The following is a 13,880-nucleotide window of genomic DNA, read 5'->3' as shown; positions in this document are numbered from 1 at the left end:
TCAAATTGACTCAGCAACTAGCCTATGCAAACGTAATTGTTGTACCGGTTTTTCCTTCCAGTGCTTCGATGGCTTTATCAAGAGAAGTGATGATAGTTTTCTTGTTCGGATATGCTCTGACAAACTTCATCGCAGCTTCTACCTTCGGCAGCATGCTTCCAGGTGCAAACTGTCCTTCTTCGATGTATTTAACTGCGTCTTCCAGATTCAGGTTATCCAAATTCTTCTGATCCGGTTTATTAAAGTTGATTGCAACTTTTTCTACCTCGGTCAGAATCATCAGTACATCAGCCTCAACCTGTTCAGCCAGAAGTTCTGCTGCAAAATCCTTATCGATTACAGCTGCCACACCTTCCATAGAACCGTCAGCATTTTCTACTACAGGGATTCCTCCTCCGCCGCAGGAAATTACAATGGAAGTATCCCATAGTTTCTTAACTGCGTCGATTTCAACGATTTTTCTAGGAAGCGGGGAAGCTACAACTCTTCTGAAGCCTCTGCCTGCATCTTCCTTCATGGTATATCCCTTTTCAGTTTCCAAAGCCTTTGCCTCTGCTTCTGAATAGAATGGTCCGATTGGTTTTGTTGGATTCTGGAATGCTTTGTCGCTCTTTTCCACAACCATCTGTGTTGCAACAGTCAGAACAGGAAGATTTCTGCCTTTTTTGCTCAGTGCATATTTCAGCGCCTGCTGCAGATGATATCCGATGTAACCCTGGGACATAGCGCCGCAAACATCAAACGGCATTGCTGGGGTAACATCTTTTGCTGTCTCAGAAGCCAGCAAAATTCTGCCGACCTGCGGTCCGTTTCCGTGAACCAGACCGATTTCATAACCTTTGCAGCTGATATCTGCAATATATTCACAAGTTTTCTTAACAACTTCAAGCTGTGCTTCAGCTGTCGCTTCGCTCTTTCCGGACTGCAAAGCATTTCCGCCTAAGGCGATCACAATTTTCTCTGCCATTAATGTATTCTCTCCTTCTTTGATATATCGTTTTCTCTTCAACATCTATTTATTCTTAAAAAATGCATTCCAACATCTCAAACTCCGATTGATTTAATTATATCAAGTCGTAGTTTCACGTATAAAGGTGATTCTTCATATAAGTAGATCATACTGTATTTAGAAATACATGCCGCACCTCGACTCTATGACGAAAGTGCGGCATGCGTAAGGCATCTACATTATATTCTCCAATAATTATTCGGCTTCCTGAATTCCCATCATATAATATACGCTCAATACATATATTTTAATCGCATCAATGAAGTCGTCCAAGTTTACATGTTCATATATTGTGCCTAACAGCAAATGGTCTCCCGGTCCAAAGACAGGCATAGGAATTCCCGTCTGTGCAACTACATGGGAAGCGTCAGTGCCACCTTCGCTGCCAGTCAATGCCAATTCTGTACCGTTTACCCTCTTAAGTGCACGGCGAACAGCATCCACTACAGGCGCATTTTCATCCACCTCAACCGGCGGACGGAATCCCTCCCATGGGTGAATTTCTGCCTGGAATTCTGGATCTTCCTCATGCAGTCTATCAATAATATCTTGATAATCCTTCATGCACTCTTCTGTTGTTTCACCAGGATGCAATCTGCGTGTTACAGTTAACTTGCAACGGTCAGGCACAACATTTGATGCCTCTCCTCCATCAATCATTGCAACCTGTACACTTCTAGGCGCAATCAAAGGATGAACATGATTTGGGTCTGTACTGATTTTTTCATGCAGTTCTTGAATAGCTTCAATCAGCTTCGCCGCCTTATCAATTGCACTAATACCCAGATACGGTCTAGCATTAAAAGCACCCTTTCCAATAATAACAATATCAACTCTGAACACGCCTTTAGTTGCAACATTCATTTCGCAGAGATTCGTTGGTTCACAATTGATACCAAAATCATCAGGATGCGTTTTCTTGATATATCCTTCCTTAAGAAGATATAAAATACCATCCTTTCCGCAAATCAGTTCATCGCAAACACCTGTAAACATTACATTACCTCGGATAGGAATTTTGAGATCATTCAACACGATTCCTGCAAAAAAGGAGCTAAAAGTTCCACTCTTCATGTCCACAGTGCCACGTCCATACAGCTTACCATCTTCAATATCCCCGTCAAACGGCTGGTGCTCCCATTCCGACTCATCTTGTGCAGGAATAACATCCAAATGGCCATTAAAGGTGCACGTTGGGCCATCTTCAACACCCCGATAATACGCAACAACATTAGGGCGACCAGGAGCTCTTTCAATGACTCCCACATCATCAAAACCTCTTGCCTTCAACCCATCAATGAGTTTTTTTGCAACTTCCTGTTCATGCTTTGTATAGCTTTTACACTGTACTAATTCACGAAAGAATCTTATAAAATCCTCTCTTCTGGCCTCAACCGCCGCAATAATTCTTTCTTCCATCTTTGTCAACTGTATTCACCTTCCTCATATCATTTAAATTTTTTATTTCCCGAGAACTAACGCATCAATTTCATTGATGTAGTAGTCTACATCCTTCTGTTTACGCTGTTTCTGTCTTTCTTCCAAAATCGGATACATGAAGTATACCAGCAAGCCTTTTTCAGTATGTAATCTGTTTTCTGCCTGTGGAATCAAAACGGACTGATCGCTATCCCATACTTCGTCAGAAATCTCATAGCCTCTGTTTCCAGGCAGATTGTGCATTACCTTAATGGAAGGTTTTGCCTTGGACAGTAGTTCCTTATTTACAGAATACTTAGGGAAGAAGGTCGCAATCTTCTTTTCCTTCAGATGGTCTGATCCATGATACCACCATGCATCTGTTGCAATAAAATCAACCTGATCAATATATTCATACGGATCATCTGTCTGAATGAATTTACCGCCGGATTTTTCCATTTCTGCCTTGCAGTACGCCACGTCCTCCGGTGCCATTTCTGCCTCCTTCGGCGCGCAGGAGATAAAGGTTACACCCATTTTGGAAAGCAGTCTTGCTTCAGTTCTGCATACGCCGCCGATGTTATCGCCCAGTACGGAATTATCGCCGATGAACATATAAACCAGATCTTCGATTTTCTTGCCTTCCGGCATATATTCTGTCATCGTGAACAGGTCGCACAGCGCCTGAGTTGGATGCATGCATTTGGAGCTCATACCGCTGAATACAGGTACGTCAGAGTACTTTGCAAGCTCAATGATGGTATCCTGAGATTCGGTACGAATTTCGATGGCATCACACATACCGGACAGTACCTGCGCGGTATCCTTGATGGTTTCTCTGTCTTCACCGCAGTGCAACGTCTTGGTTTCCAGATACAGTGCATGGCCGCCCAGCTGTGTCATAGCTGCCTCAAAAGAAACTCTGGTTCTGGTTGACGGCTGGTCAAACATCATTGCCAAAGATTGATCTTTCAAGAGCGGGAGTCTGATTCCTTTTCTCTCTGCATCTTTTAACGTTTTGATTACCTTGAGCATCTCAAGATATTCTTCTTTGGTGAAATCATCAGTTTCAATAAAGTGTTTTAGTTCTGCCATAATTTTTACCTTCCTTTTATTAGTTTTAAGTGATATATTTTATCTCATATAATTTAAAATTTCTTCGCCCGTCGCAAACCATACATCATCGTAAGAGCGCATATAGTCCAGCATTTCCTCGAGCAATCCTATCCTGCCTGGAGCAGCGATAGTAGCCGGATCCAGCTGTAATACATAACAGAGTCCGTATTCCCTACAACCGTCAAACTCATCTTTCCAGTTGGATAATACACCTGTATAATTTGCTATCCTACCCTGACCTGCCGGAAATGCCGGTTTATAATTGAATGCAAAGTAGGGCAAATCATAATTGACCCAATGTATTGGAATTTCGAGAATTGTCTCTCCGTTTCCCAAATCTTTCGTATACGGTCTGTCATCATCACCAAGGTTGCTGGAATACGTCATGCCATATTTTCTGGCAATACGCAAAGTATCCAAAGTCAATTCTCCTTCAGGACTTCTAAACCCCTTCGGTCTGATGCCGCAAACCTTTTCGATTGCTGCAACGCATTTGGCCATAGCATCTTCCTGTTCATCTTCTGACAGCAAGGCCATATGTTCATGATGATAGCCTAGTCCTGCAATCTCATGCCCTGCATCTTTAATGGCACAGACTTTTTCCGGATATTGTTCCGCTACCCAGCCAGGTACAAAGAAAGTCGCCTTCAAATCACGCTCCTCCAGTACACTCATTAATCGATCCACACCTCTAGTCATGCCATACTGTCCTAGAGACAAAGTTTTCGGCATATTGATACAGGCTGGATCCAGCTGTAGCCAAAATAATTCAGCGTTCAGGTTGATGCTAATCATTGCCGCACATTCTTTTTTCTTCGGCCAAATTGGTTTCTCTGTGTACATCCACTTCACCTCCCTTCAGATGGTTCGCCCGATACCAATCAGCAATCTCGCTTCCTGTGGCGACCCATACATCGTCATGTTTTGTGACTTCTGCTAATAGGTGATCCAGAATTTTTATCCTGCCTGGAGAGCCGATAACCTGTGGGTGACTCATAAAGGAAATACACAATCCGTATTTGTGATGTCCTTTAAATTCTCTTAGAAAGTTATCTTCTACACAACGATAACAAGATATCCGATCCTGTCCGGCCGGTTCTGCTGGATACATATTATAAGCCATCGCTACATAGTCATCTACTTCCCATTTGGTTGGAATCTCGATAAAATCCGTCTCCTCTCCATCAATGATAGTTCTGTAAGGTCGATCGTCCCCTCGCATGGAACTGGAATAGCGAAACCCTCTCTCACAGAGCAGCTTCGGCGTTTCGATAGACCAATCTCCTGACGGCGTGCGAAAACCAGTGACTTCATGACCAATCAGTTCCTTGAATATTTTTTGGGTTTTTTCAATAATTTCAATCTGTTCTTCTACAGTACATCCTGCAAAACGTTCATGTGCATAACCGTGATGACCAATCTCGTGCCCCGCCGCTGCAATTCTTTTAATCACTTCCGGGTAACGTTCTGCACTCAGCCCCGGCACATAAAATGTTGCCTTGACATTATACTCGTCCAGTTTATCCAAAATTCTATCCACGCACCGCTTTGGTCCATACTGCCCGATGGATCTGGATTTGATATATTTCTCTCCGTTAGGCAGTCCTCGATTGCCGTTCTCCCAAGTTGTATCTCCGTCTACATCAAAAGTGAACATAACTGCCGACTTCTTTCCTTCCGGCCATTTTATCCCGTTCATAACTACTCCTTCAATCTTAAACTTCTCTTAATGCCTTCTCTTAAAGTTTTATATTGCTTTTATTTGTAAATGGCGTATACATATCCGAAATATGTCTTACACCTGTTCTTACACAAAATTCAGCAAACGCTACAGAAAGAAATGCCGGATCAAAAACCTTGACAGGCAAATTGGCTTCAATATAATCTCCATATTCCGCCATTCCGAGACAGCCTAAAATGATTCCATCTGCATTTTCCTCTGTAACTGCCTTTCTACATACATCAAGAAGATACTTTTGTGTCACATTTTTATCTGCTCTTAATTCATGAATCGGAATATCCAAAGCTTTTACAGATGTCATCTTTGTCTGCGCAATACAGTTTTTCATTAACCGACGATATGTTCTGGGAATATTACTGCTTTCTGTAGTAATTACACAGAATCTATTGCACATTAAACTTGCAATTGCCAACGTCAGCTCTCCCGGTCCAATTACCGGTATACGCACATTCTCTCTGATTGCATCCACCGCCACATCACTAAAGCAGTACATTACAAACGCCTCATAACCTTCCTCTTCAGCTTTTATTGCTTCCCTGATTAATTCAGGTGCGGCAAAAGCTTCATCTGTATGACAATCAAGTTCGTCAGGTCCTTCCTTTATACACCCCACAGATAGTTCTACATCATCAGATAAGACCTCCGACAACATTTTTCCTCTTAGCTCAAGGGTTTCGCTATCCATTGCTTTATCTGGCATAACGGCTTTTATCTTCATATTTCCTCCTTTTCTTCCGCCCTTTCATATTCCAATTTCATTTCTTCTGACCATGCCTCTGTCTCTATCCCAACATTAGTTGAAACAAATCGTGCTCCATTACTATTTTTATAGTCGACATATACTTTTTTAACTAGCTTACTTGCCACAAGCAGTGTCGGCAGGTTAATAAAGACAATCAATGCGTTAATCAGATCAGATACATACCATAAATTGTCCAGACCCATTCCGGAAAGAACTGTAATGGTTCCAATCGGAACAAAGATCAGCGCACACAATACTCGTACCAGTGTAATAAACTCTTTCTTGCTTGAAATCTTATTTGCGGCAATTTCTGAATAAGTCATATCGCAAAGCAAAGTTGTGAACGCGAATATTGTAAATGCCAGAAGGAAGAGTATTACGATTACTGTATCAAAGGCTCCATCTCCTGGAACAAGTTCCTTAACAGAAGCAACATATGTTCCAATTTTGTCTAATTTAAGGTTTCCCCAATCATAGGCAGGATTTTCCCAAATGGTTCCTGCTGTGATAATGAAACCTGTAAGCGTACAAATAATAACTGTGTCAATAAATACACCTATTGCCTGCATAAAACCCTGTTCACAAGGATGATTTGCATCAGCAATGGATGCTGCTTGTGTGGCAGTACCCATACCTGCTTCATTTGATATCAGCCCTCGTTTTAATCCATTGGATAATGCTGCTCCAAATGCACCGCCAAAAATCGCAGCAGGTTTAAATGCACCTACAAATACTGCTGAAAGAAAAGCAGGGAATTTTGTAATATTAATAATGATTAATAGCAGCACGATTGCCACAAATGAAATTGCCATAAAGGGAACTATTTTATTTGAGAATTTAATCGCTCTTTTAATACCACCAAAGGTCAAAACTGCAACGATAATTATAATTACTGCTGCAACAACATAATATATCGGTTCATTAATCTCAGTTGTATGACCGGAAAATTCATTAACAATAGAACTAATCCCAGTGAATACATGGAATGTATGTGCCGGAATACTTAATAGATTATATATCAAGTACAATATGCACAAAATAAATCCCACCCATTTTTTATTTCTCCATACCTTTTGAACGTAAAATGTGAAACCTCCTACGTATTCATTGCCTCTTCTTTCTTTAAATAATTGCGCTAGAGTTGATTCACTAAACGCTGTAGCCATACCAAGACATGCAGAAAACCACATCCAGAAAATGGCACCAGGTCCTCCCAGTGTAACCGCCCCTGTTACGCCTACAATATTGCCTGCGCCAACTCTACACGCCATACTGATTAAAAATGCTCCTACTGGACTTTCACCAATTGTTGCTTCCTTTTTAGACATTAACAATTTAAAGCCCGTTTTAAAATCCCTAATCTGGACAAACCCCAGTTTGAGTGTGAAGTACAAGCCACCGCCAAGCAATAAGAGGATCAGCAAAGAAAACCTCCCTAAAATAGGGATACTAGCATACCACTCATAATTTGTTGGGAAATCCCACAAAAAATCAGCTACAGGAACAACGCTTGCAAATGCATCGTTTATAAATGAAAATATACCTTCCATAATATTTCTCCTTCCTATTTGTTCATCCCATTTGCTAGCACACGGTTACTAAATGTAATTACACTATTTTAAAGTCGCAAAATCCATGCCAAACTCAAAATCAGACAAAAAGGGATTCTTCCCCTAAATTACCCAAATCCGTACTTTATACTCCCAAAGTATTCTTAGGTCCAATAAAAAATTAGGCTTTATAGGTTGTTTTTAAACCTATAAAGCCTAAATATAAAAGAATTCCGGGATTAGTATCTTGTCATCATTTCACTTTCTTATAAAGCCAATCTTATCATATTCCAAATGTTTCAAAATCGCTTTCCCCTCCTTAGAAATCACAGTACCTGACCTTCCTCGTCCTGCTATAGCGAATCCATACTCAGAAAGCACTTTCAAAGAATACCTGATATCTCCTTCTGTGATGTGCGGATTATCCTCTCCAATACGTTCTAACATTCTAACACGCCCAAGTTTTTCACCTTTTTCGCAACTCTCCTTCAGCACGTTTAAGACCAATCTATGTAGCGAAATATTTCTTCCTTCCAACAAAATAAATTTTTCCATTAAAGAATCTGACATTGTTTCCTCGTATCCCTCCGCATCTTCTTCTATCACTGTATCTTCTTCCCAGCTTGGAGGAAATGCATCTACATCAATAATTCTTTTATTATAGCATGTCAAGTATTCAACCATATTCCTTAATTCACGCACATTTCCATGCCATGTGTGTGATAGAATTTTTTTCTCCGCCTCTTTTGTAAGGACAATCTTCTTATTTGCATTCCTTGCATAATAATAAAAAAGAGGCAAAATATCTTCTGGCCTTTCCTTAAGACTTTGTAGCTCCAACGGCAGCACATTAATTCGATAATATAAATCTTCTCTAAACAATTTGCGTTTTACCATATCATACAAATTCTTGTTTGTAGCTGCTATAATTCTTACATCAACAGAAATCGTCTTATTCGCTCCCACTGGCATAATTCTATGTTCTTCAAGCACCCTTAAGAGTTTAGCTTGTAATAAAAGCGGCATTTCACCTATTTCATCAAGAAAAAGAGTACCCTTATGCGCTAACTCAAACAAACCAACTTTTCCTTCTTTATTTGCTCCCGTAAATGCACCTCTTGCATATCCAAACAGTTCACTTTCCAATAGATTTTCTGGAATAGCCGCGCAATTTATCGCAACAAAATTAAATCCACATCGTTCTGATTCATTATGTATACTTTGTGCAAAAACCTCTTTTCCAGTGCCACTTTCGCCCGTAATTAATACCGGATAATTGTTCTTTGCAATTCCCTTTGCATATGCAATTTTTTCTTTAATGATTTGACTTTCCCCAATAATCTCCTCAAAAGTGAATCGAGCGCCATGTGGCGCATCACTCAACTCAGAATTTATTTTTTGCTTTAACGGTTCCTCCCATCTTGAAAGAAAAATAATATTCCCTAGAATTTCTTCGCCTTGTTTCAATTCAAAAGTCGATATGCATAGCCTTTCTTGCTCAAGCTTTATAAATTGAATATCCTTTTTATTCTTTAATTCCGGAAATATATCATACACATAACTTCCGTCTAGTCGCTTTGTCCTTGGCAACATCATTTCTGACGCAGTTTTATTACATAAGTAAATTCTTTCATTTTCATCAATAAGAATAATACCTTCTTCTAGAAACTGGATAAATATTTTAATGCTCTCTCTTAAAGTCTTTCGTTCATCGAGCAATTTATCCATATTCGAAAAAAACTCTTTTCGAATTTCATACGCTTCATTCTCCACGAATTCATTATACACTCCGATTTTTTCAGCAATCAAGTACAGCACATCCATGTTTATAACAGATTCGCCCAAATTTATCACAGTTTCTATACTCTCTGGAATCAGTTGCAATTCATTGGGTGTAATTGCAAACTTTATGTCCCTATCATATTCACCAATTCCAAAATACGGAAACAATTCCACATCAGAGAATCCGCCATTATATAACAATTCCATCAACCTCATGCAATGGCTATAATCAATATTAACAAGTAGTGCTCTTGCTCCCTTGGGCAAAGCTTCTAACATTTTCATTTGCATTTTGCTAAGAGAAAGTGATATCAATATCACTTCCATATCCACCCCAGCCTTTTTACGCACACGATGCATAACATCCGAGCTAGCAACTATTCCATATTCCTCTTCTATAGTCATAAGTGATTCAAACTCCTCTAAAGAATACTCGTTTGATTGTGCATACTTTCCGATATACTTCTCAAGAGTTTCTTTCAGATATTTAGCATATTCCTTTTCCGTTGCTATTATTGCAATCTTTTTCATTTTACATTCTCCCTTTCTAACAAAATGCGCAAAAAACCTTTAGCAACATTCATTTAATATCTCTAGCTAAATTTATAATCGATATTGACATTACTTTAACACATTTAATACTTTAGTCAAGAAATTCTTTCTCCAATATAAAAATAGCGCAGCAACCAAACAGCCACTGCGCTTAAATTCCTAACTTTTAAAGCTTATTCATTATATTCTGCTCAATCTTAATTACAAATTACTCGCCGATTAAAATTTCCTCAGCCGTTTTCTGCACTTCCTCTGCCTGCGTATTTTCTTCCTGCTCCAGCTCTTCTGCCGGCAAAGTCGGAATCAGAATTCTCACCGTAAAGATACGTTCCTGTTCATCGTAAGAAAAATCGCCGCCAAGGTCGCTGCAGATTTTTTCGCAGGTCTTCAGCCCGATTCGCGTGCTTTCCACTTTCTTCGCTTCCTCAGGCATGCCGTTAATCGCCAAAATCTTGACATTCTCAGCTTCCGTCTCTGCATAAATGCAGACTACTTCATTCTTGTCTGCATACTTCATAATGTTAGAAAAAATATTATCAAATAGTCTGCGTAAACCAGAAATATCCGCTCTAATCTGCACTTCTGGTATATTAAAGTAGAATTCTACCTGATATCCATAGCTGATAATCTCCGCACTGTGCTCAGATAAAAGCTGCTGAAACAAAATACTCGCATCGAATACTTCCAATTCCCTGTCAGTTCCCTTATTTCCGAAGACCAGAAAATACTGAAACAGCTTGTCAGATAAATCCTTTAATTGGAAAGCCTTATCCCTGCAAGAAGCAATATATCGTTCCAAGTCCTCCTGGCTTTCGTATTTTCTTCCTTCAATGATATCCAGATATCCTATCATGGATGTCAGCGGCGTTCTGATATCGTGAGACATGGAAGTAATCAGCTGATTATTAGCCTCCCACGCATCTTTTTCACTCTGATGTTTTTGTAAAATGGAGTCCCTCATGACATTCACACCGTCAGCCAGCATGCCGATTTCATCATTACGCGTGCCTTTGATTTCATGATCCAGTTTTCCATCACTTACAATATTTACCTCCGTTGCCAGAGTCATAATACGCTTTGCTATATACCCGTGGTATAAAAGCAGCACCAGAAATAAAGTCAAAAAACTCAAAACCAGACTGACAGTCTCGGTAATTTGTCTCCAGCCTTCTTCTTTGTATATATCGATATAGGTATAATACTTTTTATCTGCGTACTGAATAATTCGATTTCTTACATCTTCCTGAAAAGACTCCGGCTCAATTCGCGCCACCTTCTGCTGCGGCAGATAATTCTCAAGCTGTGTATCGCTGTCCTCTGTAATTCCTTCATCTACCGTATTCTCGTTAGACGTCACCGCCCATCCTGCATCTAGCATTACGTTTTCATTGTCCCATATGTAAAGATAGGTGTAATCCTGATCAGATACCCACTCCCGGAGCACATCCGTATCCGTCGCCTTCACGTGATGCTCCTCAATATACTGCTCTAAGTCCTCAAAAGCAGCATTGACATTACGCTCAATTGCCGGTTCGCTGGTAAAGTTGACACTAATCATATAGTTTGAAAACCAGGTGCTGACCAAATACATACATATTGCCAGAAAAATCCCCATCAGAGTGACGATTGCCATTTTCAGGTTAAGGGAAACAAATTTTTTCTGTTTACTCAACCTTGTACCCCTTTCCCCACACTGTCTTGATGATTTTCGGTTTATTTACGTCTTCTTCCAGTTTTTTACGCAGATTCAAAACATGCACCATAATAGTATTGCCCGCAGACGGCAGATACTTTTCTCCCCATACACCTTCGTAAAGGTCTTTGTTCTCTACGATTTCGCCACGGTGCTCTATGAAATAGCGCAAAATATCATATTCTTTATCTGTTAGCGGAATCTTTTTGTCGCCTCGAACCGCCGCTCTCGATTTGCTGTCAATGGAAATTCCACCGACAAGGGTCTCTTCCGTTGTAAGAGGAAACCTGCTGTAATACTCCTTATATCTGCGAAGCAGGGATTTTACTTTCATCAAAAGCTCCGTCTGTGAGAACGGTTTCACCAGATAGTCGTCACCACCCTCAGAATAAGCCTCCACCTTGTCCTGCTCCTGAGACTTTGCCGTCAAGAATAGAACCGGCACCGATGAGGTTTCTCTGATTTTGGCACATACTTCCACACCGGACATACCCGGCATCATGATGTCTAATATTACCAGGTCTACCTGCTTATGTTCTTTTATCTTTTCCAGTGCAATTTCTCCATTTTCGGCCTGGTCGACAACGTATCCTTCACTGCCAAGCAGCACGGTTAAAACCTCTCTGATATTCGGGTCATCGTCCACAACTAAAATCTTATATTGCATCATAAACTGTCCTTTCTCTTCCCCTTCTGCACTTCCTATTTTATACCGATATTACAAAAAAATATAGTAAAACCCATAGAATTTAAGAATTTTTAAGAAAAGGAAAAGAGACTCGCAAGCGCAAGTCCCTGTAAGTAACCACCTATTGATATTTCCTTTTGTACACCTTCATGGAAATCCCCATGGAAACAATCACTGCTAAAGCTGAGATGCACACACCAGCAACAAGATAGATTCTCGGGTTAAAATTCCAGAATTCCAGGTCAATGCTGTGCACAGTTAAAAATGCCAGCCCCACCGTGATTAAAATATAGACAATTCTGCCCCTTTCAGCACCCATCTTAAAAATAATCGGCAGGTTGATTGACATTAGAACCAAACTGCAGCAGAATACCAGCAGCAAAACTAAAAGTTTTTCCGTGAGGAGTTCCAGATTGCCTTCCCTTACCAGCATGAATACAGCCGAGGAAACGATTTCGATGACAGCAACTAATGCTGCGCCGATTATGCCGATTAGATACTTGGAAATTACGATATCCCTAATCTTATAAGGCATCATCTGCGCATAAGTGCCCCATCTCGACTGTTCATCAAAAGCCAGTGCCGTAATCGGTAGCATAGTCATATACATCAGCGCAAACCCATTGGTTGCCTCATTTTGAATTATTGCAAATCCAATCATTAAAATGAAAAACAGCTTTAACTGTCTAAAAAGCACCATACTGTCCTTAATTAAAAGTCCCCTTAACATTTCCCCCGCACTCCTTTCGTCATATACAGCATAATATCCTCGATGGTAGCCTTCTCCAGCATAAAAACATCGCTGACCAGTTCTCTTTTCACCAGACACGTAATCCCATACTGACCAGTGCGCATGCCTGCCACGGCTTCAGCCGGCACATCAGCAAACTGTTCTTTGCTGCACTTCAAAATCCCGTATTCCTCCAAAAGCAAATCCTTTTCCTTACAGAACAAAAGCTTTCCCTGATGGATAAACCCAATATAGTCGCAAAGTTTCTCAAGGTCGCTTAATATATGCGAAGAAATCAGAATAGAGTGATCCGGCTCTCTGGTAAAATCATAGAAAATCTCCAGAATTTCATCTCGCACGATTGGGTCTAATCCGCTGGTTGCCTCATCCAAAACCAAAAGCTTCGGGTCGTGAGAAAGCGCAGCCGCAATAGAAAGCTTCATCTTCATGCCTCTGGAAAAATCCTTGAAGGCTTTCTCTTTTGGCAGACCCAGTCTGGTAAGATATCCAAAATAAGTTTCCTCATCCCACTTCCGATAAGTAGCTTTCATAATCCTATTTACATCACTGGCATTGAGCACACCCGGAAAGGTCGCCTCATCCAGAACTACGCCAATCTCTTCCTTCAGCCTGTCAAAGCCGGCATCCTCGTTACTCATCCCCAGCACCTGCACCATTCCGCTGTCTCTCTTCAAAGTATTCATAATCAGCCTGATGGTAGTAGTTTTTCCTGCGCCATTTTCCCCAATCAGACCCAGAATACAGCCCTTTGGCAAATTAAAAGTGATATCCTCCAGGGCAAATCCGTCCAGCTTTCTGCTCACAGATTTCAGTTCAATGGCATTCTCATAGCTCATC

The 13,880-nt window shown here is 40.6% G+C and carries 12 protein-coding genes; all 12 read right to left on the bottom strand.

Annotated elements, in window-relative coordinates:
* Positions 1-22: 22 nt before the first annotated feature.
* Positions 23-967 (bottom strand): carbamate kinase, encoded by a 945-nt coding sequence (arcC, locus tag V1225_RS03610; protein ID WP_338547589.1) that lies wholly within the window; start codon positions 965-967, stop codon positions 23-25.
* A 237-nt stretch (positions 968-1,204) separates the two neighbouring features.
* Entirely contained in the window at positions 1,205-2,428 is a 1,224-nt protein-coding gene (locus V1225_RS03605) for a M20 family metallopeptidase (RefSeq protein ID WP_338548152.1), read from the bottom strand.
* Between the two features lie 42 nt (positions 2,429-2,470).
* Positions 2,471-3,523, bottom strand: coding sequence for an ornithine carbamoyltransferase (gene argF / locus V1225_RS03600; protein WP_338547588.1), 1,053 nt, complete (start codon positions 3,521-3,523; stop codon positions 2,471-2,473).
* 39 nt (positions 3,524-3,562) lie between these two features.
* The gene (locus V1225_RS03595; RefSeq protein ID WP_338547587.1) at positions 3,563-4,387 is read right to left on the bottom strand and encodes a polysaccharide deacetylase; all 825 of its coding nucleotides are present in this window, start codon (positions 4,385-4,387) and stop codon (positions 3,563-3,565) included.
* Positions 4,332-5,243, bottom strand: coding sequence for a polysaccharide deacetylase (locus tag V1225_RS03590; RefSeq protein WP_338547586.1), 912 nt, complete (start codon positions 5,241-5,243; stop codon positions 4,332-4,334). Before V1225_RS03590 ends, V1225_RS03595 begins: the two co-directional genes overlap by 56 nt.
* A gap of 40 nt (positions 5,244-5,283) precedes the next feature.
* Positions 5,284-6,003 carry an aspartate/glutamate racemase family protein gene (locus V1225_RS03585; RefSeq protein WP_338547585.1) on the bottom strand — a complete coding sequence of 240 codons (720 nt, stop codon included), beginning with the start codon at positions 6,001-6,003 and terminating at the stop codon, positions 5,284-5,286.
* A complete protein-coding gene (locus tag V1225_RS03580; RefSeq protein WP_338547584.1) occupies positions 6,000-7,577 on the bottom strand; it encodes an amino acid carrier protein in 1,578 nt (525 codons plus the stop codon). Before V1225_RS03580 ends, V1225_RS03585 begins: the two co-directional genes overlap by 4 nt.
* Positions 7,578-7,835: 258 nt before the next feature.
* A complete protein-coding gene (locus V1225_RS03575; RefSeq protein ID WP_338547583.1) occupies positions 7,836-9,890 on the bottom strand; it encodes a sigma 54-interacting transcriptional regulator in 2,055 nt (684 codons plus the stop codon).
* 229 nt (positions 9,891-10,119) lie between these two features.
* On the bottom strand, positions 10,120-11,583 hold the full coding sequence (locus tag V1225_RS03570; protein WP_338547582.1) for a HAMP domain-containing sensor histidine kinase: 1,464 nt from the start codon (positions 11,581-11,583) through the stop codon (positions 10,120-10,122).
* Positions 11,576-12,274 (bottom strand): response regulator transcription factor, encoded by a 699-nt coding sequence (locus tag V1225_RS03565; RefSeq protein WP_160202516.1) that lies wholly within the window; start codon positions 12,272-12,274, stop codon positions 11,576-11,578. Before V1225_RS03565 ends, V1225_RS03570 begins: the two co-directional genes overlap by 8 nt.
* A gap of 139 nt (positions 12,275-12,413) precedes the next feature.
* Positions 12,414-13,022, bottom strand: a complete 609-nt coding sequence (locus tag V1225_RS03560) for an ABC-2 transporter permease (protein ID WP_338547581.1) — start codon at positions 13,020-13,022, stop codon at positions 12,414-12,416.
* Positions 13,016-13,879 (bottom strand): ABC transporter ATP-binding protein, encoded by an 864-nt coding sequence (locus V1225_RS03555; protein ID WP_161908560.1) that lies wholly within the window; start codon positions 13,877-13,879, stop codon positions 13,016-13,018. Before V1225_RS03555 ends, V1225_RS03560 begins: the two co-directional genes overlap by 7 nt.
* Between the last annotated feature and the right edge of the window lies 1 nt (position 13,880).

Source organism: Emergencia sp. JLR.KK010 (assembly GCF_037018265.1).
GTDB classification, from domain to species: domain Bacteria; phylum Bacillota; class Clostridia; order Peptostreptococcales; family Anaerovoracaceae; genus Senimuribacter; species Senimuribacter intestinalis.
This window is presented reverse-complemented; position numbering and strand designations above follow the sequence as displayed.